Raw genomic sequence first — 22,978 nt, 5'->3', positions numbered from 1 at the left:
CAATCGATATTAATTTGTTAATCAGTTTTTGTACTAAAAAGCGCACACCTTGTTTTCCGCTGTCGATAATGACATGCGCAGTTTCGCGATACAGTGCATCGCGTTGCACATAGAGTTCATTCAAGCGGGCGTACAAATTCTGTGTTTGCAGTAATGGCCGGTTTTTATCGTGGCGAGTGCGCCGGTACAGATCGTTAACCGATGCGCGCAAATAGATAACGATACCGCTACGCTTCAGCAATTGCCGGTTTTCAGCATTCAGAATAGCGCCGCCGCCAGTAGCTAAAATGATGTTCCGTTTTTGACTCAACTCAAGCAGCGCTTCCGATTCCCGTTTGCGAAAACCGGCTTCACCTTCAATCTCAAAAATAACCGGAATTTTCACCCCGGTGCGTTCCTGAATCTCATGATCGGAATCGACGAACTCTTTATCCAGTGAACTCGCCAAGGCTTTGCCAATAGTCGTTTTTCCGGCCCCCATCATACCGACCAGAATGATATTGGTATGCCCCAGTTTTTTCTGAATGGGTTGCAGTATTTTTGTTTTGCTTAAATTCATAGGTGCGATTGTAGCCGAATTCGCATTCCCTTCGCAGGGGCACCTATGGTTTCAGCGCTGCCAATAAACTACTCGCGGGGTTTCTTGACGGGTCTATAAGACAGTGCCGCGGACTGCCGCGCTACATTCTGCAGGGTTTCAGCTTGCATGCTTTTTTGATTGCGCACAAACCAGGAAAAAAATAACGGTACGAATATCGTCGCCACACAAGTGGCCATGATCATTCCGCCAAAAACACCGGTCCCCATGGACTGGCGCGCCGCCGAACCGGCGCCGGTGGCGATCACCAAAGGAACGACGCCCAGTATGAACGCCATCGAAGTCATGACGATAGGCCGGAAACGCAGCTGCGCCGATTGAATCGCCGCCGCTTGAATACTCATTCCCTCTTTCATTTTCTGGCTGGCGAATTCAACCAGTAGAATGGCGTTTTTTGCGGTCAAGCCGATTAACGTCACCATACCGATCTGGAAATAAATATCGTTGGGCATATCGCGCAGCAAAATCGCCACCAGCGCGCCTACCATCGCAAATGGAATTGCCATGATGACCGCCAGCGGCAAGGCCCAGGTTTCAAATTGCGCCGCCAGAATCAGGAAAACCATCACCACCGCCAGACTGAAAGCGAAAATCGCCGCCGAACCCATTTTCTTTTCCTGGAATGCGGTACCGGTCCAGGCAATTTGATAACCTTCCGGCAGCGTCTCGGCGGCAATCCGCTCAACCAGCGCAATCGCTTCGCCGGAACTGACACCGTGCGCCGCACTGCCGACTATTTTGGCCGCCAACAATCCATTAAACCGCTCCAATTGCTCCGCACCAGTGATATGTTTCACTTTACTGAGTGCCGACAAGGGAATCATCGCGCCGGATTGCGCACGCACGTACACTTTCCCTAAATCTTCCGCGGTCATGCGATAAGCCGCTTCCGCCTGTAATTGCACGCGATAGGTCCGTCCGGAGCGGTTAAAGTCGTTCACGTAAAAGGAGCCCATGGTGCTTTGCAACGTGGCATAGATTTCCGCAATGGGAACACCTTGCGTGATCGCTTTGGCTTCATCGACTTCGATAAAATATTGCGGCACCGTCGAGCGTAAAAAGGTATTGACGCTGGCCAGCTTGGAATCTTGTTTCAACGCTTGCATCAACTCGTTCACCACTGCGGTTAATTGCGCGGTATCCGAATTGGTGCGGCTCTGCACATATAATTCAAACCCGCCGGTATTTCCCAGACCGCGTATCGCCGGGGGATTAAACGCGATCGCCAGACCATCCGGCTGCTGCGCACCGACCAGGAAGAGCTTACCGACAATATCGGCTGCTGTCGTTGTGCGTTCCGACCAATCCTTCAACCGCACAAACATGGTCGATACGTTGGTTTTATTACCACCACCAATAAAATCCAGCCCATTCACGGCAAACTGAAAAGCCACGGCGGATTCCTTGCCCATCTCGGTACTGATGGCGTTGGCCGTCTTGGTGGTTCGCGCCAATGTTGCACCATCGGGCAGGATGACCGCCGCAATCACATAACCTTGATCTTCCGGCGGCACGAAACTATCCGGAATATTTTTGACCAGATAAGCCAGGCCGCCAATCATCACCACAAACAGCAATATACTCCGGCCGGAATGGCGCAGGCTCAAACCGACCATATCGACGTACAACCGGCGCACTCGCTCGAAATGATCATTAAACCAATCAAAAAAAACCGAGCGCCGATGCGAGGAGCGCAGTAATACCGCACACAGTGTCGGCGTCAGAGTCAATGCCACAATACCGGAAATCACCGCCGCAACCGCCACCGTCACGGCAAACTGCTGGTACAGCTCACCGGCAATACCGCCCAGAAAAGCCACCGGAATAAAAACCGCCGCCAAAACCATCGTCATCGCTACCACCGCGCTCGATACTTGCTGCATTGCCTTGATGGCGGCATCGATCGGGGACAGATTTTCCTGCGACATCAAGCGCTCGATATTTTCCAGCACGACGATCGCATCATCGACCACAATGCCGATCGACAGCACCATCGCAAACAGTGTCAGCGTATTGATCGAATACCCGAGTAACCACAATCCGGCAAACGTACCGATCAAGGAAATCGGGATGGCAATAATTGGAATCAACGTCGCCCGCCAGCTCTGCAAAAACACATAAACCACCAGAACCACCAGCAACATCGCTTCACCCAGCGTTTTCACTACCTCCCAAATAGACGCTTTAACAAATACGCTGGTGTCATACGAAATAAAGTATTCCAAACCCTCGGGAAAATAATGCTTCAGTTCGTTCATGCGGGCTTTCACAGCCGCAGCGGTTTCCAACGCATTGGCGCCGGTACGCAGGAAAATGCCAATTCCCAAACCGGGTTCACCATTCAGCAGTGTCTGCGCGGAATAATCCTGCGCACCCAGTTCAATGCGCGCCACATCCTTGAGATACAGCACGCCACGCGGCCCGTCCGAACGCAAAATGATATTTTCAAACTCTTCCGGTTCCAATAACCGTCCTTTTGCAGTTACGGTGTATACCAATTGCTGATCGGCAATCGCAGGCTCCTGGCCGATTTTTCCGACGGCCTGCTGCGCATTCTGCGTACGAACAGCATTCGCGATATCGCTAGTGGTGATGCCCAGCTGCGCCATCCGGTCAGGCCGCAACCAAATGCGCATGGAGTAATCTTGCGCACCGAAAATCCGCGCTTCGCCAACACCGGTTGCACGCCGCAGATCATCGAGAATGTTGTTGGTGATGAAGTTGCTCAAGAACAACGTGGTATGTTTGGGGTCCTTTGAAGTTACGGCAAAAACCAGCAATAAATCGTTTGAACGCTTTTGCACCGTAATACCCGAGCGTCTGACTTCATCGGGCAAACGCGCCAATGCCGTGTTGATTTCATTACTGACATTGAACGTGGCACGGTCTATGTCAGTACCGATTTCAAATGTAATGGTGATGGTCAGCCGTCCGCTGGAATCCGCGCTGGAGCTAAAATACAGCAAACCTTCGATGGCGCTGAGTTTTTCCTCAATCGGCGCAGCCACCGTTTTGATCATTGTGTCGGCATTTGCGCCTGGAAAGGTAGCGGTTACGATAACCGTCGGCGGCGTGATTTTCGGATATTGTTCAATTGGTAATTGCGTAGCTGCTGCCAATCCTGCTAAAACGATAATGATCGACAATACCGATGCAAAAATCGGTCGAGTAATAAAAAATTGGGCCATAAATGCAATGGTTAGTTATTGATGGAGTCCAAGCCCGGTCATCAAGAAGGGAGCTGATCTCGCACTTGTGGTTCGACCTTTTTGCCCGGCATCAGCTTGATGAGATTGTCAACCACCACGCGATCGCCGGTTTGCAATCCTTCCAGAATAATCCAGTCTTTCCCCATCCAGTTATCCACGATAACAGGACGTTGTGTGGCTTCATCGTTGTCGTTCAGCACATAGACAAAGCGCCCTCTATCCGAAGTCAGCACAGCCACCTGCGGCACCATGAAAACAGCCCTCGGTTCTCCAGCAGTGATCCGTATCCGGACAAATTGTCCAGGAAATACGCGTTGATCTTCATTGGCAAAGGTTGCGCGCAGTTGCTGCGTACCGAGCTGAGGATCGATTTTACTCGCGGCAAAATTGATTTTTCCTTCCTGCTCATACTCCGATCCATCCGGCAAAATCATTTTTACACGCTGCACATTTTTTTCGCTTAAGTGCCCGCCCAATCGAGCGACTTCATTATCCGCGAAACTGAATCTCACCCAGATCGGCGATAATTGCGTCAAGGTCGTCAGCAAGCTGCTATTGGCTGATATCAGCGTGCCTTCGGACAATTGCGATCGGCCTGTCACACCCTTTTCCGGCGCTCTGACGGTAGTATAGGAAAGATTGAGTTCCGCTTGCTGCACACGGACTTTGGCCGCCTGTAAAGCAGCTGCGGCAATCGCCAGATCGGCCTTAGCCAAGTCATAGGCACGTTGACTGACAAAATTTTCCGCCAGCAATTGCCGTTGCCGGTCTTCATCGCTTTTCGCGCGCAATACTCGCACATTCTGTTCTTGCAGCGCCGCTTTGGCTTCCGCCAAAGCGTTCTGAAATGGTTCCGGATCGATCAAAAATAACGGCTGACCGGCTTCCACAGCCATTCCTTCGGTATACAAGCGTTTGAGCAAAATACCGCCTACACGCGGACGGATTTCAATTTCCTTAGCGCCTTCGGTTTGCGCGATCGTTTCCAGGCTGACCGGCATTATCACCGGCTGCACAGCCACAATCGTGGCTGGTATGGCTTGATTCTTACCGGGTGCCGGTTGCGCAGGTTTGTTACCGCTACACGCCATCAGCAACAAAGCCATTAAACCATAACAGCAGAAATTGACGCAGCCCTGCTTATCGATTCCGGCGGTTCGCAGAAATTTTGGATAGCAGTAGACGAAAAAAGCTAAAAAACCGGGGATTATCACTCGAATCATTACTTCAAAAATTAAAAATTCAAAATTCTATTCACTATGGAAAAACCACAAAAGCAGAAATGGGTTCTGTATAATAGCCGCTCATGGTAGCTTGACGGATAATGTAGAAGTATTGCATATATGAAGATAAGATATTCCTCATAATTTTACCTGCCAGCAAATACACAGTTAAGTGTTTGTGCCTACAGTTCTGTCATAGCCGTTAGATCTGGCTATTGAACTGATACCGGTCGTATTAAAACTGCTTGATCTGATCAGCCATATTTATTTTTAATACTCGATAAATTTTAAAGGTGCGTTAATATGCCTATTCGTATTGTTATTGCCCTATTGATTTTCTCCTTGCTGTCGTCAGCAGCGGTCCAGGCATCGCTGAAGCTGCCAGAAACAGTGAAAGTTGATCCGGCCGCGTTAACCGCTGAACCGATGTGCGATCCTAAGATTTCACCAGCATGGCGGGAAGCTCAGGAAATTGATGGCGTAAAAATTGCAGCATCACCCGGCTGCAGTCCAGACAACCCTGCCTGGATCGCAGCGGCAGTCAAAGGAACCAATCACGTCTCCATGGACACCCTGATGAAAACCGGCCTTTCACCGGATGCCATCATCAAAACCGATGATCTGGACGGTGACGGTGATCCCGACCGGATTATCATCAAACTGGAAATCATGGAGCTGAATGGAAAATCCCCTGATTTCCCCGGTTTAGTGCCAACATTCGATATTGCTCCGGGCGTACAACCGGGCGCTTGGGTATTTGCGCCAAAAACCAGCGGCATGTCGACCGAGAATTTTGAAAGCGTCCGGGCTAACCCCCTACTGCGCCTGCCATCACCCGTGATTCGGGTTGAAGTGGGTGATATCGTTCAAATCGTACTGGAAAACACGCACTACTTTCCCCATAGCATCCATCTGCACGGCGTCGATCATCCCTTCTCGCATAAAGATCATGGCGGCAATGACGGCGTGCCGCAAACCAGTGAAAAAGAATTAATGCCGGGTGAACGGCGCATCTATGAATTTCAAGCGCGCCAACCGGGCACCATGTTCTATCATTGCCACGTGCAAACGCATACCCACTTGGCAATGGGATTGGCTGGCATGATCGTCGTTGAAGAAAATAGACCGAATAACTGGCTGCAGACATTGAATATCGGTGCTGGTCATGTCCGCCATTCCTCCGTTGCAGTGCGTGAAAATTTCGATCAGGAATACGATCTGCACTATCACGCGATGGACAAAGAACTCAGTGAAATCACACAGAAATACAACGATCCGCGGCTCATCGCGCGCGATATGAATCAACGCTACGACATCACCGATTCGACCGAAGATTATTACACCCTGAACGGCCTGTCGTTTCCTTATACGTTAAGAGAATCGCTAATCATCGTTGAACCCGATCAGAAAATTAAATTGCGCCTGCTCAATAGCGGCGGCGAATCGATTGCGGTCCATACGCACGGCCATCATGCCACGATTACACATTACGACGGCGTGGAACATAATCCGGTTGCTCAAATCATGCGCGACGTATTCGACATGGCGCCGGCGCAACGCCTCGACCTGAAGCTCGAAACCGTCAACGATGGAAAACACAGTTATGGCGAAGGCGATTGGTTGATTCATGATCACCGGGAAAAAGGAATTACCACCAACGGCATGGCCGAAGGCGGCAGTATGAGTTCCATTGTGTACAAATCCTACCTGAATGACAGCGGTTTGCCGCAAGTTAGTCACTTCGGCATTGATCTCAACAAATTCTTTACCAAGGAATATTACGAAAGAAGAATTCCAGTCTGGCAGGATCTGGATGAATGGTCCAGCCTCGGTTCACCCGGCGGACAAACCGGTCTCAGCGCACAAGAGCAGACCTCATTATTGAATGGTGTGATCGGTCTGCTGATCGGACTGGTAATTTATCTGATTTTCGCCAAACGGGAGCAAATCAAACAAAGCGCTATTACGGCAGTTTCTCGCCTAAAAGGGGCCAAAGGGAGTAACCAAAAATGATAAAGACAACAACCATTACTTTCTTACTGGCTGGAATTCTCGCGGTCAGCTCGAATGCCATTGCTCAGCAAAAAACAAACGGCGGTGCACATGATCACTCCGATCATAGCGGTCACGGCGTGAATCAAGCTCCAGCAGCGGCTGAGAAGCAGCAGACCGAAGATCATAGCGGCCATGATCACAGTTCACATGACCAACAAAGTGCACATGACCACAGCGCACATGATCACAGTGCACATGATCATAGTGACGCGCATGACATCAGCGCAGAGCAGCATACTGATCACAGCGCACATGACACCAGCGCGCAATCCGCGGAGCACGGTGATGGACACCACCACCACCACATGGATCATGATCATATAATGGATCACGAAGGTACCATGATCATGGGACAAAACCTCGACAAACTGCCCAGCAGCTGTAAAAGCATTTCCGAGGAAGTGGAAATAACCGTGCGCGCCGGCAGAAAATATTCCGCCAAATTTCCCGGTACCGCCTTTGCATTCGATCAACAGCAATGGCATGTCAAACCTTGCTCCAAGGTCACTTGGCACTTTGTCAACGAAGATAATATCCGGCACCAATTCATGATGCACGGACTGCCCAAATATCTCTATAAATATGGCATGTTCCACCTGGAAGTAACCGGACCCAAAACAGTCACCGGCACCATCATCGTACCGGGATCGGACGATACGTTTCTCGTCCATTGCGACATTTCCCATCACATGGAAAAAGGTATGAAAGCGCAGTTGGTGGTTGGAAAAGGAGCCGAGAACATACCGAGTATTCCCGGTGTAACGCCTTATAACATCAACGATACGTACGAAGCGGAAAATCTACCCAAAGTCTCGGATAAAGCGGAACAAAGCGCAATGGTGCGGCAAATTACGTCGTTCACCAATAATAATTTTCAGAACTATGGCATGATGCTGATTGGCGCGTTGATCGGGCTTCTATGCATACCACTGTTTAAGAAAATCCCGTTGCGTACAAAGAAAGCTGATTAAGTTCGGTAACAATCGATCAGTTCAGCAATAAAAAAACCGGCCGGATACACCTGCAAGTGGATGTATCCGGCCGGTTTCTTTTGATTATCGCTACTGAAACCACGCCTGCAGCAACCTCAATTTAACGCACGGCGATTCAAACAGCCCATTAATTCGTTTGAGGAAAGTTTCTAACCAAATCGCTCAAGTAGGCTTCAAATTCCTGTTTAAGTTCGGGGTGCTGTAAAGCAAACTCCACAGTCGCCTGTAGATACCCGGATTTGCTGCCACAATCAAAGCGCTTACCGTCAAATTCATAACCGAGCACCGTTTCATCTTGCAACAGCTTCGCGATGGCATCCGTCAGCTGAATCTCGTTACCGGCTCCCCGCTCTGTTTTTTCCAGCAGTTTGAAAATACGTGGCGTGAGAATATAGCGGCCAACCACCGCGAGATTGGACGGTGCCTTGTCAATCGGCGGCTTCTCAACAATGGCATTGACCTTGGACAAGTTATTGGCAATCGGCGCACTGCTGATGATACCGTAACGGTTAACCGTATTCGGTGGAACTTGTTCGATTCCCAGAACCGAGCAATGATGCTGGGCGTAAATATCCACCATCTGACTGAGGCAACTGCGGTCACCGCCATCGATTAAATCATCAGCCAGTAATACCGCGAAAGGTTCATCGCCGACAACCGATTGCGCGCACAAAACAGCGTGTCCCAACCCGAGCGCTTCGGCTTGACGGATATAAACGCAATCCACATGCGGCGGCAGTATATTGCGGACAATATTCAGCATCTCCTGTTTTCTTCCTGCTTCCAGCTTTGCTTCCAATTCAAATGCTTTATCAAAGTGATCGGGGATTGAGCTTTTATTACGCCCGATGATAAAAATCAACACATCAATACCCGCGGCAACCGCTTCTTCAGCAGCAAATTGGATCAATGGCTTATCAACGATGGGCAGCATTTCCTTGGGATTCGCCTTGGTTGCCGGCAAAAAACGCGTGCCTAATCCAGCTACAGGAAAGACCGCTTTTCTAATCGCTTTCATTTATAGTTCTCCTTACTATTAAGTCGCCACTATCGCCTTAACGAGATTCCGGTTAACCGGAACAAAAACTCCAATTAGCTTTGATAGCCCTTGGGATTGATACTCTGCCAGTGCCAGCTACTCACGCACATATCGTCCAATCCAAGTTTTGCTTGCCAGCCCAATAACTCGAGCGCACGTTTTGGATCCGCATAACAAGACGCAATATCACCAGAGCGCCGGGGAGCGATCTTATAGGGAATAGGCCGCCCGCTCGCCCGTTCGTAGGCGCAGACCACATCCAGCACACTATAACCTCGCCCAGTGCCTAGATTTACGGTCAAACAACCGGAATATTGATCACCTTGTACGGAGCGCGCAGCTTCGAGCGCTTCCAGCGCTTTCAGATGTCCCAGCGCCAGGTCGACCACGTGAATATAGTCGCGCACGCCGGTGCCATCCGGTGTGGGATAATCATCTCCCCACACGTTCAAGGCGTCTCTTCGCCCTATCGCGACCTGTGCCACGAAAGGCATCAAATTATTGGGAATTCCCTGTGGATCTTCGCCAATTAACCCGCTCACATGCGCGCCCACCGGATTAAAATACCGCAAGATGGCAATGCGGAATGAAGCGTCGCTGTGCTGCAAATCCCGCAGAATCTCTTCGATCATCAACTTGCTGCGTCCGTAGGGATTCGTTGCGGACAGCGGGTGATCCTCGGTCAACGGTAACCGCACCGGGTCACCATAAACTGTGGCGGAAGAACTGAATACCAAGGTTTTGACACCGCACTCCTGCATCGCTTCCAATAACCGTAATGTACCGCTTACGTTATTATCGTAATAGGAAAGCGGCTGTTCTACCGATTCCCCGACGGCTTTTAGTCCGGCAAAATGGATTACTGCTTTGGCTTTGCTCTTCTGCAAGGCAGCCACCAAGGCGGCACGGTCACGGCAATCGCCGGTTATTAGTGCGGGTTTCCTGCCGGTAATTTTCTGCACCCGGGCCAATGCTTCGGGATTGCTGTTACAAAAATTATCGAAAACAGTAATATCAAATCCTGCATTCAACAATTCCACGCAAGTATGCGAACCAATATATCCGGCACCGCCCGTAACAAGAATCATGATGTGAGACCTCGACTATAAATGACCGGCATACAGCGCCAAAAATGCGCCAGGAATCGTAAGCGTTGATACGGGGAGTTGGGAGTTATTTTCCGGCTCTCATGAACGCACAGCATTCAAGCTTGTTGAGCTTTGATTTGCCGGTTTATTGACTGGAATTTCACCGATCCGGCTTATCCCGATGCGCTCACTGTTCAGCCAATACGGCTGACTACATTAAATCAACCGAGAACACCAATGCCCAGCAAATAATTGATAATATGCTCAACCGCCTGTTCGGGTGTATGAGTCGTCGTATCAATGCGGACTTCGGGGTTTTCCGGCGCTTCGTAGGGTGAATCGAGTCCGGTAAAATCTTTCAGTTCACCGCTGCGCGCTTTTTTATACAATCCCTTAGGATCTCGCTCTTCCGCTGCCTGGATCGGTACATCGACAAATACTTCAAAGAATTCCCCCTGCGCTACCAATTCACGCGCCATCTCGCGCTCGGCGGAAAACGGTGAAATCATTGAAACCAAGACGATTTGCCCAGCATCAACCATCAACTTGGCGACTTCCGCAGTACGCCGGACATTTTCAATCCGGTCGGCATCGGTAAAACCGAGATCTTTATTCAAGCCATGACGAATAGTATCTCCATCCAGCAAATAAGTATGCTTACCCAGCGAGTAAAGCTTTCGCTCGAGCAAAATAGCGATGGTCGATTTGCCGCTACCGGACAGCCCGGTAAACCAGATGATAAAGGGCTTCTGCCCCTTGAGCGTAGCATGCGCCTGCTTATTCACAGAGATATCTTGCCACTGGCTATTCTCGTGCGGCTGGCGCAGGGCCGAATGCAACATGCCGGCACCAACGGTATTATTGGTTAACCGGTCAATCATGATGAAACCGCCGGTATCGCGATCTTCACTATAGGGATCAAATGCGATCAATTGATCCGTACTCAAATTGCACACTCCGATTTCATTGAGCTCTAATTTCGTCGCGGCAACTTGCTCGAGTGTATTGACATTGACCTTGTGTTTCAGCGTTGAGACATTGGCCGTTACTGTTTTTGTGCCAATTTTCATCAAATAGGGCCTGCCGGGCAACATCGCCTCATCGGTCATCCAAACCACCGTGGCTTCAAATTGATTGGCTACTCCGGGTGGTGAATCGGTGGTTGCCAGAACATCCCCCCGGCTGATATCGATCTCATCTGTGAGTGTCAGTGTAATCGACTGACCGGAAATAGCTTTTTCCAGATCGCCGTCTTGCGTGACGATGCGCGCAACGCGACTTTCTCGTCCGGATGGCAGAACGCGAATGGCGTCACCCGGTTTGACACTTCCGCGCACCACCATGCCGGAGTAACCGCGGAAATCCAGGTTGGGGCGATTTACCCACTGCACCGGCATACGAAAAACACCGGATTGTTCAGCGGCATCTTCTACTTGCACATTCTCCAGATAGCTCATCAAGGTGTCACCGCTATACCACGGCGTATTCCTGCTCAACTCGGTAATATTATCGCCTTTCAATGCCGACATTGGGATGGCGACAATGTTTTGTAATCCGATCTTTTTGGCGAATACACGATAGTCGTGATCGATCCGGTTAAAAACCTCTTCGGAATATCCCACCATGTCGAGCTTATTGATCGCCAGCACCACATGCCTGATGCCGATTAACGAAACCAAATAGCTATGCCGCCGCGTTTGCGTCAATACGCCCTTGCGCGCGTCGATCAGAATAATGGCCACATCCGCAGTCGATGCGCCGGTGATCATGTTACGGGTATATTGTTCATGCCCCGGCGTATCCGCCACGATAAACTTGCGCTTATCCGTGGAGAAAAAGCGATACGCAACATCAATGGTAATACCTTGTTCGCGCTCAGCCGTCAGTCCATCTACCAAAAGTGCGAAATCCAAATCTCCGGCTTGCGTGCCCATTTTTTTGGAATCGGCTTCCAATTGAGTCAGTTGATCTTCAAACAACATCTTGGATTCATACAACAGACGCCCGATCAAAGTGCTTTTTCCGTCATCCACGCTACCGCAAGTGATAAAACGAAGCAGGCTTTTGTTCTCGTGTGTTTTCAAATATAGCTCGATGTCCTCGGCTATCAAATCAGATACATGCGCCATTAGAAATAGCCCTCCTGCTTCTTTTTCTCCATGGAACCGGTTGAATCGTGATCAATCAACCGCCCCTGCCGCTCCGATGTTCTGGTAAGCAGCATTTCCTGAATAATGGCCGTCAACGTATCGGCTTCACTTTCAATCGCACCGGTTAGCGGATAACAACCCAATGTACGGAATCGCACGCTTTTCATCATCGGCTGCTCACCTTCCCGCATCGGTAAACGCTCATCATCCACCATGATCAAGGTGCCATCGCGCTCGACCACAGGCCGTTTCTTGGCAAAATACAATGGCACAATAGGTATATTATTCAGATAGATATACTGCCAGATATCAAGTTCTGTCCAGTTGGAAAGCGGAAACACCCGGATACTTTCGCCTTTATGCTTACGCGCATTGTATAACCGCCAGAGTTCGGGGCGTTGCAGTTTGGGATCCCAGCGATGCTGCGCGGAGCGGATGGAAAAAATGCGTTCCTTGGCACGGGATTTTTCTTCATCCCGGCGCGCGCCGCCAAATGCCACATCGAAGCCATATTTATCCAGCGCCTGCTTCAGCCCTTCAGTCTTCCAGATATCCGTATGAATCGCCGAGCCGTGCGTGAATGGATTAATTTTCTTTTCCACACCCTGTGGGTTGATATGAACGATCAGCTCGAGTCCAAGCTTTTTCGCCATAACATCGCGAAATTCAATCATTTCCCTGAATTTCCAGGTAGTATCGACATGCAGCAACGGAAACGGCGGTTTTGAAGGATAAAATGCTTTCATTGCAAGATGCAGCATCACTGCACTATCTTTTCCAATGGAATAGAGCATCACCGGGTGTTCGCATTCCGCAACCACCTCCCGCATGATCTGAATACTCTCAGCTTCAAGGCGCTGTAAATGTGTCAGCATTATTAATTGTTTCCTTTATTGGTAAACACAGCCGGTATAGCGTTATATTAAATAGCCTCGGATGCATTTAATATGAAATGAACTACTTTTTCTTATAGTCATTTACTGCCGCAGAATGGTGATTAGCACGCCAAAAACGTCCATTAATCTTAGACAGAATAAATCCCAAACGGGATGTGGATTTTGATTTATAGCTCAGGGAATATTATTTACAACGTCGAGCTTTTAGTGCGATTACTGTAAATTTTTTACCTATTCTTGCCAACCTCAACCTATAAGAATATTTTATCCGATACTCGCAATAATGTCAGTCAACAAAACATTATATTCACTCCTTATTATAAAAATGAGCACACAATCTGAGAAAGCCATTTATATCCGCAATTGATTCAGGTATAATGCCGCGCTTTGGGTCGTTAGCTCAGCCGGTAGAGCAGCGGACTTTTAATCCGTTGGTCGGCAGTTCGAATCTGCCACGACCTACCAAAACAAATAAAAGGACTACAGGTCATAGACTTATAGTCCTTTTTTATTTTTTAAAAAATTTAATCTCTTGAACTTTCCAATTAAATCTCTGTAAACATTGTGAGTAGCCGCTGCGTCTGACTATACTGGCGAAAGAATAAGGACAACCATCCGGCTATGCACTGATGTGTTATGCACTGGTTGATGCGGTTATAGAATCAAAGAAGGGAGAGCTGATTCAACCAATTAGTGTAATTTAGCCTTCATTGGTTCCCCTCCTCCTATCATCATTATCACGGTTAGCTGTGATTCAAAATATTAAGTGGTTATTCCAGATAATCTACACTTCAGATAATTCACGTATCTTGCTCTAATTTTGAGCAGGAGAATTTTAAGGGTGATTACCGATCGAAGTACGGATGAATGGAAATGGAAATATTAACCCACTTGGAAATATCCAACAATCTCGTGATTCCGTTGGCTGAAATCGAGATTCAGGCAGTACGCTCGCAAGGTTCCGGCGGGCAAAATGTCAACAAAGTATCGACCGCGATTCATCTGCGATTCGATATCAAAGCTTCATCGCTACCCGAACTCTATAAGGAAAGGCTATTGCAATTAAAAGACAGCCGCATCACCAGCGAAGGTGTCATTATCATCAAGGCGCAGCGGTTTAGCAGTCAGGTCAAGAACCGGGAAGATGCGCTCAATCGGCTACGTGAATTGATCAAAGGTGTTACTGTTGCGGTAAAGCTTCGAACCCCCACCAAGCCGACCAAAACTTCCCAAATAAAACGTCTGGAAAGCAAAGCGATTCAAAGTCGAAGAAAATCGTTACGCAGCAAGATCGGCGAGGAGTGATAGAATCGAAAATAATAACGTACATCAGGAAAGCTAGAGTCGTGCCTTCAGCAGTGCCATCTGCAGGAAGCAAACGAAGATCAATCCATGCGCAAAGTGCTAAACCGTGACAACACCAGTTTTCTCTTTATTGACGCCTGATTGCGTCATGAACGCACTGGATAGTCTGGGCTATCGCTGCGATGGCCGTCTGTTAACGCTTAACAGCTATGAAAACCGTGTTTATCAGGTTGGCATGGAAGAAGGTTTGCCGCTAATAGCAAAATTCTATCGCCCGAGGCGCTGGACGGATGAGGTCATCCTGGAAGAACACGCTTTCGTGCAGGAATTGGCTGATCGGGAAATTCCAGTAGTACCCGCTTTGATAGTGGATGGAAAAACACTCCACAGCTTCGAAGGATTCCGTTTTGCCGTTTTTCCCAGACACGGCGGACGCGCGCCTGAATTTGAAGACCGCAATACGCTGGAATGGATGGGGCGTTTTCTTGGCCGTATTCATGCCATTGGTGCAATCAAACCGTTTCAGCATCGTCCCACGCTCGATATCGCAAGTTTCGGAGACGAACCGCTTCATTTCTTGCTATCCAACAGCTTTATTCCTGCCGATCTCGATGCTGCGTACCGCAGCGTAGCCGAACAAGCATTGGCTGGTGTTCGTTGTTGTTTTGAACGTGCCGGTAGTAGTGTGAGAACGCTGCGTTTGCATGGAGATTGTTATGCAGGTAATGTGCTGTGGACAGATAGCGGTCCGCACTTCGTGGATTTTGACGATAGCCGTATGGGGCCTGCAATACAAGACATATGGATGTTGTTGTCGGGCGATCGTACCGACATAGTGCGGCAATTGAATGATGTAGTGGCTGGGTATGAAGACTTTTACGATTTCGATTTACGCGAACTGCATTTAATCGAAGCGCTACGCACCTTGCGTCTGATTCATTATTCCGCCTGGCTGGCGCAGCGATGGAACGATCTCGCTTTCAAGCAAGCCTTTCCCTGGTTTAATACGCAGCGTTACTGGGAAGAGCGCATTCTGGAATTGCGAGAGCAGATTGCATTGATGAGCGATTCGCCGCTTCGGCTGGTTTGATTGAGATGCAACGAAGGTGGGTAATATCTTCTTTTGTAGATCAAGCTCAAAACAGAAGAAACTTCGCTGGAATATCATTGGATTCATGGGAGGCATTGTTGTCAAAAATGGAGTCCTGTATGCCGTCAGCGCCAGTTGGACAAAAAAGCCTGATTGCATAAGGGGTAGTTTTGGCTCATCGTAACCCTAAAAAAGGAACGATGATGACAGAGAAGAACATTCAAAACCGCAGTGTTGAGAAAACCGTACGCGATATACGCCGTGCCACCCGCCGCAATTGTTCAGCAGAAGAAAAGATTCGTATCGTGCTGGAAGGTCTTCGAGGCGAAGACAGTATTGCAGAGCTATGCCGCCGGGAAGGTATCAATACTAATATCTATTACCGCTGGTCAAAGGAATTTCTGGAAGCTGGGAAGAAGCGATTAGCCGGGGATACTGCCCGTGAAGCGACTTCGGATGAAGTGAGAAACCTGCGTACCGAGACCCGTGCACTCAAAGAAACCGTGGCGGAGTTGTTAATGGAAAACCGCCTACTTAAAAAAAGTATGATCGGGGATGGGGAGGACGGTATATGAGATATTCCGCATCCGAGAAATTCGAGATCATTCGTCTGGTTGAACAATCCAATTTATCAGTACGTCAGACACTGCTGCGGCTTGGTATTCGCAAATCCACTTTCTATAATTGGCTGAAGCGCTATCAATCAGGTGGCATAGATGGACTAGAAGATCAAAAAACCTGTTCCAGATTGGTATGGAATAGACTGCCGGAAGACCAGCAAGCGGAGATTATCAAGCTCGCTTTGGAAAAGCCTGAACTGTCACCACGGGAATTAGCTGTGACGTATATTGATGAACAATCCAGCTTTGTATCGGAATCGTCAGTTTATCGGCTACTGAAAGCCCATGATCTGATTACAAGCCCGGCCTATATTCTCATGCAGGCAAGAGACAAGTTTCAGCATCCCACAACGCGTGTCAATGAAATGTGGCAGACCGATTTTACCTATTTCAAAATAACCGGTTGGGGCTGGTATTACTTATCGACAGTGCTGGATGATTTCTCGCGTTTTATCATTGCCTGGCGGCTTTGTGTCTCTATGAGCACCGGTGATGTGTCAGATACCCTCGATGATGCATTACGCTTTACAGGACTTGACCAGATCAAAGTCAAACATAAACCGCGATTATTAAGTGACAATGGCCCGAGTTATATTTCCAGTGAATTGGCGCATTATCTTGAAGATCGAAATATGATCCATACACGCGGTAAACCCTATCATCCACAAACTCAGGGTAAAATCGAGCGCTGGCATCGTTCATTGAAGAACCAGATTTTGCTGGAAAACTACTACTTCCCTAACGAATTGGAAGATCGTATTCGACAGTTTATCGATTACTATAACCATGAGCGCTATCATGAATCACTCAATAATCTAACACCGGCCGATGTCTTTTATGGCCGGGGACAATCTATTTTGGATGAAAGAGAAAAAATAAAGCGGCGAACCTTAGCTTTGCGACGCCAGATGTTTTATGCTAAAAAATTAACAAACTCAGACCTGATGAGCTAAAACATCTCTTAATCTAGGCAATCATCTGTCCAAATTGCTTTGACGACGTACAACCGTTAAGCCTCATAAGAGTTTGAATAATGCCACCCCTTATGAAATACTCAACGCTTATTTCTATCAACCTCTCTGTAAACAACCCTGAGATTTCTTACAGCTAAAGCATCTCTTGATTTAGGCATCCAGCTGTCCAGTTTGCTTTGACGACGTACAGGTATGGGCAAGCGACATTTCACAGACTTCCTGCGGGTAGGCGGTGGTCTCACTGGCCCAGTCCCGGAATGTGGATCGGAAGCCGGTGCGGTCAGATCATCACTTTGCACTTTAATCTCTGCGGGTTCAATTCCCCGCTCTTGGGGCGAAAGCTGGTTAAAAACCGACAGATTGAAGAGCGCTATTAACACCCCACCGCAAGCAGCGGGGTGCTTTATTTGAATATACTAAATAACTTTGCGTTGATAAGTCATAAATCCCATTAAGCCTAAACCAACCAGTAACATGGCGTAAATCTCGGGTTCTGGTATCGCACTGACGTTTGCTACATTAATGTCATCGATCAGCACGTTTGCAGTTCTTTCGGGAACGAGGGTGAAACGATCGATATGGGTAAAATTTGTCGTGATCTCCGCATAATCTTCGGTAGCAGTAAAAGTTTGCGTGAAGACTTCACTACCACTCAAATAGCCATGCGCAGTCAAGCTTAAGGGTTGAGCAGGCGTACGTACCCAGAAACTTGCAAGATCAAACGTACCGCCACCATGAACTGTGAGTGCAAGATCAGTTCCCCCGTTACTCCAAGAAAAATTGTTACCCGAATGCGAATACGGCTCCTTGAATCCACCGAGCCCGTTATCATCTTTGGGAGAAATGACCCAGCTAATGTCGCCCCAACCACCAGTCCAATCAAAGCCTTGGTAGCCAGCTGATGGATAAGAAGCAGCTACTCCTGGAAAAAAGGGTACGTCTTCAAAGTCGATGATTGATGCGGCTTGGGTACTACCGATTGTGAAGCTTGCAAAGGCAAAAATGATTAGTTTAGTTTTATTGAAATTCATTGGATTATCTAGTGGTTAGGAAATAATGAATAGCATGATAGGCTTAAATCCTCCCTCTGTAAATGCTTAAGGACATCTATCCCGTGACCTTGCCCTGTAAAAACGTATTTCTTAACTGAGATTACACTACAAGTTAAGTAGTCGAAGAATTGAAAGCAGAAAAAATCAGGAGAGCATGGTACACACTGGAATACAAATCGGAAGCAGTGTGATTTCCCACGGTTACATTTTCAAGCAGGCCAGGCATCGACAGTAACCCCATGATTCATATCGGCAAGACGTGCTCATCACACCTCAAAACTCAGCCCGACGATACGCGGCAACTTTTTCCCATTTTTAGCATTAAACCTCATTTATTTTCTTGCAGTTAAATTTCCTTATCTTTATACCAAACCCGCCTAGGCGGGTTTTTTATTGTTTGAAATGTGGTAATCTGAATAAGATTTCGGTTAAAAAATGGAATTGTGAACTACTTCTTTACAGTGAGAGTATTCATATGTATATCTCTATTAATGGCTTACTAGCAGCTTTAATTATTGGGTCGGTCTATATGTCGGGTTCATCGGCTTTTGCTCAATCAAACCAGCCATTAGATTTGAATGTCGAAAAACCAATTGATACGTCAGAATCCGGACGCATTCCGGAAGAGGTCGACAGACGGCCCGAAACAACAAGCCCCCTGGATAGAGATAAAAAGCAACAAGATAACTCCTTAACCCGCCCATCCCTTTCAACAAAACCTATTTTAGAAGAAAATCCAGACAATTCTATAGGACCCAATAGTAAATATAGATACCCGCCATAGTTTATAAATAACTGGTCAAATCGCACCAACTTATACTCAAATTTCTAAATTATTAGCAGGCTTCAATTTATTTCTTTAACCCGCCCCGGCGGGGTTTTTATTCCACACAAACCAACCCATCCCAATCTGACCTTGCCCTGTAAAAACATATTTCTTAACTGAGGTTACACTACAAGTTAAGTAGTCGAAGAATTGAAAGCAAAAAAATCAGGAGAGCATGGTACACACTGGAATACAAATCCGAAGCGGTGCGATTTCCCACGGTCACATTTTCAAGCAAGCCCGATTATCGACAGTAACTCCATGAATCGTATCGATAAGTAAATTCACCTCACACCTCAAAACTCAGCCCGGCGATACGCGGCGAGTTTTTCCCCATTTTTGACGTTAAACCTCATTTATTTTCTTGCAGTTAAATCTAAAAATTCCCAATTTTTTCTGCACCATCAATAGTAAGTCAATAACACCGCCCTTCCGTTTCCAATTCTTGCACCTGCAATAAATCAGGAGGTAGTCAATGGCAAGGCAGTTTAAACAACAGTCTATGCGCAATCTCAAATCACCGGGGTGGAAAGCTGCAAAATTCACCGCAAGAACTCTGGATAAAACTGTTTCAGGGCTATTCCGTTGGCTGATCACCGATCATTCAGGCATATCCAGGATGCTCACGCTTATGCAGGGAATAGGTTTTTGGGATAGCATCAAATATGCCCTCATACGTTTTCTCATCACCATAGCCGGTATTGTTCTACAGATTGTCTGGCTATATTTCATCATCTTTCACGGTTTACCGCTTCTGCTTAACATCTGACATCAAATACAGTTTTTTCAATCCAAGCCTGCCCTGTGCAGGTTTTTTTTCGTCCAAAATAAGGAGGTAATTCATGATTATCCTGCATGGTCCATCACTGATTCATCGCATTGCCGATCCATCTATCCGGGCTTTGGTCAGTCACCGCTTCTCTCAGATTCTTTCCGGTGAACCTTACTACTACGATCGTCATGGCTACATGATCGTGGTTGATCCCGGTGACAGCATAGAGTCACTGGAATCGGAAACGTGCTGTTCAATTATTCACAACGCCCTAGATGGCACGCACTTCGGTGATTCCGATTTCACACCCTGCTTTGAAGCATTGGAAGATCACGGGAATTGCTACGAGATGTTATTCATCCTCAACGACGAAGGTTTTGCCATCGATATCTTCATCCCGAAGCTTTCAGGAATCGATCTCCAGTTGTTGGCGCTCTGCACTGAATATGCCGTACCGGCATTAGCACCGATACATTCCTGAATCCCAGCTACCACCCGCATTCTCACATCTTCAGTTTTCCAGATTTTCAGTTTTTCCTTCCCTGTTTTCTCTCCTTCTCAAGTTTCTCAGCTTTTCAGAATTCCAGTTTTTCTCTTTCCAACCCAACTTCCAGGAGATTCCCATGGAAACACCTATCAATACACTTGTTTCAGATATGGTCAATAGGCTCGATGATCGTATGCGTGAAGATTTTGAGGAACGCGCGGCCATCATGGAATTTGATGCAGGACTATCTCGTGCTAATGCCGAGTGCTTGGCCTTGCTGGATGTATTACATCGGCATCCTGCTGTGCTGAGCGGCGTAACCGTACTTCGGATCGTCGTGAATGATTCCAGCTTGTGGTTACTGACCACGGATATTGTTCGCGCCCGTCAATATGTTGCTGAAATCGGTGCTATCGAAACCGGTGTTGGTGATTTGAAGGATGTCACTGATCAGCAATTCTCCGGTATCGCAGTACTGGCATCCATCAAGTAACTTTCGGCTGCGCAGTTTCATCCATCTTATTTGAAAGCAACAGGGGCAACCAATCACTAACCCACATAAACAAAAGGAGTTCTATCATGAAAACGAGTCAGTTGATCAATCTCGACCCATCCATCCGTATCCTCAAGGTAGCTACCTGCCCTTCCCTCTCCGACAAATCCACATTGACCTACCACATCGGTTGCAATGAAAAGTCCAAAATCTTATTTAGAATCGCCAATAACACCGGCGGCGGTTTCTTCAGTAAAGAATGGATCGCTTTGGATACTATTTTGAATATCTTCGATCGGCAACCCGACAATAAACCGATTGTGTCATTACTGCTTTATCCGCTGTTTCAGGGCAAGTCACTCAACACACCGGCTTTTCTGCTGGCAGTACTGAAACAAGAAGGTTTGGTGAGTCAATTGGAGGATCATCCGAAGCACTATGAGCGGCTGCCTTCTGACGCATTCATGACCGAGATTGAAAAGTTGATTCAATCGAAAGTCGATCTGAAGACTGACGACGCAAAACCGGTAGTTCCAACCAAGAAATCCGCATCAAAGAACAAAATCTCACCCAGCTAGTTGAAGTCCGCAGTTCCCTCAATAGTCATTCCCGCAAACCCAAGCAGTACAAGGCAGTTCTAGCTTTTCAATCATTCGGCAAGTCAATACCGACCGTATGCCGAACCCGCTTCAATTTTCCTTTCCTACGATGGCAATTCTTTGGGCTCGCCATTCGAGAATTTTAATTGAACAACCCTACTTAAATAAAGGAGATTTACCATGAATTACCAAAACTATCTAATCGATGCAGTCAATGATGTCCTTTCCTGGGATATTTCCGACGAATCATTGGCTGAAGCGGTAACAGCCCAAGCCAGCTTGATGGCCAGAATTGATCCCGATGAAATGATGACGGTGTTTAGTACTGACTGAATCACTGATTTCTCTTTGTTTCACAGTTATCCGGAGTAGCGCATTCATTTGTGCTGCTCCGTTTTTTTCTACAGGAGCAAGAATCATGACCAACAAAACGATCACACGTAAACTTGTACCAATCAATCAACGCATCAATCACACAGCCAATATTTTTGGTGTTCACTTTCCCATGCGGTTTGAGCCTGCCGTCTATAGAATCGCCGGGAATGATCGCACCTGAATACAATGGCGGATACTGGGAATTCTATGCATTGAGTAACGGTGGCTTCTATATGGCGCCGGATTCTGATCAATCGTTCCAGGTGATCTGTGAGAACGGTTTTGAGGGGAAACTTTCCGGAGATGCGCTGGGTATCACGGTTTGTCTGTATGCCTATAGTCATTTATCGTTCAGTGGCAATCAGGAGTTGGCTGGAATCTGTGCCAATCGGTATCATTGGCTGGGGGATTATATGTTGGGGCACACAGAAGCCCGGAGTATTTTGGGGGCTGTTGACTGACACTTTCCGGGGAGTGGAGGCGCTGCAAAGGGGGCGAAAGGAGGTGAAAGCCGGTGGCAAAGGTGGCGGCCGGAATGCCTTACCGCGCATGGGATTTCATCATTTTTACCACCTTCACCGCCTTTTCCCCCGTCAACGACGAAAATATCTCGGAGAATTTTCTGGATTCGCACCGGAAATTTCTGCGTCGGCATTTTCGTACAGCGCACCAGAAAAAGATGGTAAAGATGGAGAAATTGGCGAAGATCCATGCATGGCAAGAAAAGCAGGCGCCCACCTTTGCACCACCTTTCTTCACCTTCACACCCTTCTTGAGTTTTGGATTTGGCAGTGACTCTGCCATTAACTTAACCATCATTACCATAGACAGGTTTGTATATACTAGCCGCAAGTTACCTAATTTACAGGAATCAACCAATGTTCAGTGCTGAAGAAGACGACATCATTCCCAAGCTTGAAGCAAGCTGCACAAAGGCAGATCCCACGGCCAAAATACTGAGATGGCTGCAAGATCCATATAGCACTGAGTTTCAGGTTACATATGAATAAAATTATTATTAGGGTCTTAGGAAGTTAAAGCGGGTTTAAACGTAACAATTTAAGAATTTCATGATAGAGATTATCACGGCGATGATTAAAACGAAATTCGGTTTCTTTCAAGTGCAGGTAGAAAG

General features: G+C 47.6%; 21 protein-coding genes, 1 tRNA gene and 2 pseudogenes. 15 read left to right on the top strand and 9 right to left on the bottom strand.

All coding sequences use genetic code 11. The annotated features are described in order from the left end of the window. Window positions 1-22 precede the first annotated feature (22 nt). From DU481_RS10380 to DU481_RS10370, 3 genes and pseudogenes are all read right to left on the bottom strand, one after another. Window positions 23-481: pseudogene (locus DU481_RS10380) on the bottom strand (shikimate kinase); the annotation flags it as partial. A gap of 146 nt (window positions 482-627) precedes the next feature. Then, the gene (locus DU481_RS10375; protein WP_350134284.1) at window positions 628-3,786 is read right to left on the bottom strand and encodes an efflux RND transporter permease subunit; all 3,159 of its coding nucleotides are present in this window, start codon (window positions 3,784-3,786) and stop codon (window positions 628-630) included. A gap of 41 nt (window positions 3,787-3,827) precedes the next feature. After that, on the bottom strand, window positions 3,828-4,913 hold the full coding sequence (locus DU481_RS10370; RefSeq protein ID WP_350134282.1) for an efflux RND transporter periplasmic adaptor subunit: 1,086 nt from the start codon (window positions 4,911-4,913) through the stop codon (window positions 3,828-3,830). Between the two features lie 420 nt (window positions 4,914-5,333). Between DU481_RS10370 and DU481_RS10365 the strand changes: the two genes are divergently transcribed. Together DU481_RS10365 and DU481_RS10360 are read left to right on the top strand one after the other, a co-directional pair. Beyond that, window positions 5,334-7,043, top strand: coding sequence for a multicopper oxidase domain-containing protein (locus DU481_RS10365; protein ID WP_350134281.1), 1,710 nt, complete (start codon window positions 5,334-5,336; stop codon window positions 7,041-7,043). Beyond that, window positions 7,040-8,056 carry a copper oxidase gene (locus DU481_RS10360; RefSeq protein ID WP_350134279.1) on the top strand — a complete coding sequence of 339 codons (1,017 nt, stop codon included), beginning with the start codon at window positions 7,040-7,042 and terminating at the stop codon, window positions 8,054-8,056. Before DU481_RS10365 ends, DU481_RS10360 begins: the two co-directional genes overlap by 4 nt. A gap of 148 nt (window positions 8,057-8,204) precedes the next feature. On the opposite strand, the gene galU is transcribed toward DU481_RS10360, so the two are convergent. From galU to cysD, 4 genes are all read right to left on the bottom strand, one after another. Next, window positions 8,205-9,095, bottom strand: coding sequence for a UTP--glucose-1-phosphate uridylyltransferase GalU (gene galU / locus DU481_RS10355; RefSeq protein ID WP_350134277.1), 891 nt, complete (start codon window positions 9,093-9,095; stop codon window positions 8,205-8,207). A gap of 74 nt (window positions 9,096-9,169) precedes the next feature. Next, window positions 9,170-10,204, bottom strand: coding sequence for a UDP-glucose 4-epimerase GalE (gene galE, locus DU481_RS10350; protein ID WP_350134276.1), 1,035 nt, complete (start codon window positions 10,202-10,204; stop codon window positions 9,170-9,172). A 221-nt stretch (window positions 10,205-10,425) separates the two neighbouring features. Next, window positions 10,426-12,333 (bottom strand): sulfate adenylyltransferase subunit CysN, encoded by a 1,908-nt coding sequence (gene cysN, locus DU481_RS10345; protein WP_350134274.1) that lies wholly within the window; start codon window positions 12,331-12,333, stop codon window positions 10,426-10,428. After that, entirely contained in the window at window positions 12,333-13,229 is an 897-nt protein-coding gene (cysD, locus tag DU481_RS10340; protein ID WP_350134272.1) for a sulfate adenylyltransferase subunit CysD, read from the bottom strand. The genes cysN and cysD overlap by 1 nt, the downstream gene beginning before the upstream one ends. A 410-nt stretch (window positions 13,230-13,639) precedes the next feature. Between cysD and DU481_RS10335 the strand changes: the two genes are divergently transcribed. The 4 genes from DU481_RS10335 to DU481_RS10320 all read left to right on the top strand — a co-directional run bounded on the left by DU481_RS10335 (window position 13,640) and on the right by DU481_RS10320 (window position 17,218). Further along, a tRNA-Lys gene (locus DU481_RS10335) sits at window positions 13,640-13,715 on the top strand. A 408-nt stretch (window positions 13,716-14,123) separates the two neighbouring features. Beyond that, window positions 14,124-14,555: an alternative ribosome rescue aminoacyl-tRNA hydrolase ArfB gene (gene arfB / locus DU481_RS10330; protein ID WP_350134270.1), complete on the top strand. Its 432-nt coding sequence runs from the start codon at window positions 14,124-14,126 to the stop codon at window positions 14,553-14,555. A 106-nt stretch (window positions 14,556-14,661) separates the two neighbouring features. Beyond that, window positions 14,662-15,645 carry a serine/threonine protein kinase gene (locus tag DU481_RS10325; protein ID WP_350134268.1) on the top strand — a complete coding sequence of 328 codons (984 nt, stop codon included), beginning with the start codon at window positions 14,662-14,664 and terminating at the stop codon, window positions 15,643-15,645. 200 nt (window positions 15,646-15,845) lie between these two features. Next, window positions 15,846-17,218 (top strand): IS3 family transposase gene (locus DU481_RS10320; RefSeq protein ID WP_350134266.1). Its coding sequence is split into 2 segments (ribosomal slippage): window positions 15,846-16,182 and window positions 16,182-17,218, totalling 1,374 coding nucleotides; the frame shifts between segments, so codons are not numbered across the junction. 437 nt (window positions 17,219-17,655) lie between these two features. On the opposite strand, the gene DU481_RS10315 is transcribed toward DU481_RS10320, so the two are convergent. Then, complete coding sequence (locus DU481_RS10315) at window positions 17,656-18,270, bottom strand: PEP-CTERM sorting domain-containing protein (protein ID WP_350134265.1); 615 nt, start codon at window positions 18,268-18,270, stop codon at window positions 17,656-17,658. Window positions 18,271-18,766: 496 nt separating this feature from the next. On the opposite strand from DU481_RS10315, the gene DU481_RS10310 reads away from it, so the two are divergent. The 9 genes from DU481_RS10310 to DU481_RS10270 all read left to right on the top strand — a co-directional run bounded on the left by DU481_RS10310 (window position 18,767) and on the right by DU481_RS10270 (window position 22,735). Then, window positions 18,767-19,075, top strand: a complete 309-nt coding sequence (locus tag DU481_RS10310) for a hypothetical protein (RefSeq protein WP_350134263.1) — start codon at window positions 18,767-18,769, stop codon at window positions 19,073-19,075. A gap of 517 nt (window positions 19,076-19,592) precedes the next feature. Then, on the top strand, window positions 19,593-19,886 hold the full coding sequence (locus DU481_RS10305) for a hypothetical protein (RefSeq protein ID WP_350134262.1): 294 nt from the start codon (window positions 19,593-19,595) through the stop codon (window positions 19,884-19,886). Between the two features lie 73 nt (window positions 19,887-19,959). After that, window positions 19,960-20,370, top strand: coding sequence for a hypothetical protein (locus DU481_RS10300; protein WP_350134260.1), 411 nt, complete (start codon window positions 19,960-19,962; stop codon window positions 20,368-20,370). A gap of 142 nt (window positions 20,371-20,512) precedes the next feature. Further along, a complete protein-coding gene (locus DU481_RS10295; RefSeq protein WP_350134259.1) occupies window positions 20,513-20,869 on the top strand; it encodes a hypothetical protein in 357 nt (118 codons plus the stop codon). Between the two features lie 86 nt (window positions 20,870-20,955). Next, window positions 20,956-21,447: a hypothetical protein gene (locus DU481_RS10290; protein WP_350134257.1), complete on the top strand. Its 492-nt coding sequence runs from the start codon at window positions 20,956-20,958 to the stop codon at window positions 21,445-21,447. A 201-nt stretch (window positions 21,448-21,648) separates the two neighbouring features. Then, complete coding sequence (locus tag DU481_RS10285) at window positions 21,649-21,801, top strand: hypothetical protein (RefSeq protein ID WP_350134256.1); 153 nt, start codon at window positions 21,649-21,651, stop codon at window positions 21,799-21,801. An 85-nt stretch (window positions 21,802-21,886) separates the two neighbouring features. Further along, entirely contained in the window at window positions 21,887-22,024 is a 138-nt protein-coding gene (locus DU481_RS10280) for a hypothetical protein (protein WP_350134254.1), read from the top strand. After that, window positions 22,011-22,304 carry an antirestriction protein gene (locus DU481_RS10275; protein WP_350134252.1) on the top strand — a complete coding sequence of 98 codons (294 nt, stop codon included), beginning with the start codon at window positions 22,011-22,013 and terminating at the stop codon, window positions 22,302-22,304. The genes DU481_RS10280 and DU481_RS10275 overlap by 14 nt, the downstream gene beginning before the upstream one ends. Window positions 22,305-22,357: 53 nt before the next feature. Continuing rightward, the gene (locus DU481_RS10270) at window positions 22,358-22,735 is read left to right on the top strand and encodes a hypothetical protein (protein ID WP_350134250.1); all 378 of its coding nucleotides are present in this window, start codon (window positions 22,358-22,360) and stop codon (window positions 22,733-22,735) included. Between the two features lie 142 nt (window positions 22,736-22,877). Here the strand turns inward: DU481_RS10270 and DU481_RS10265 are convergent. Further along, a pseudogene (locus DU481_RS10265) lies at window positions 22,878-22,978 on the bottom strand (IS1595 family transposase); the annotation flags it as partial.

It is taken from the genome of Nitrosomonas sp., assembly GCF_040240425.1.
In the GTDB taxonomy this organism is placed as follows: Bacteria; Pseudomonadota; Gammaproteobacteria; order Burkholderiales; family Nitrosomonadaceae; genus Nitrosomonas.
The sequence above is the reverse complement of the archived record's forward strand: the minus strand, read 5'-3'. Positions and strand labels throughout refer to the sequence as shown.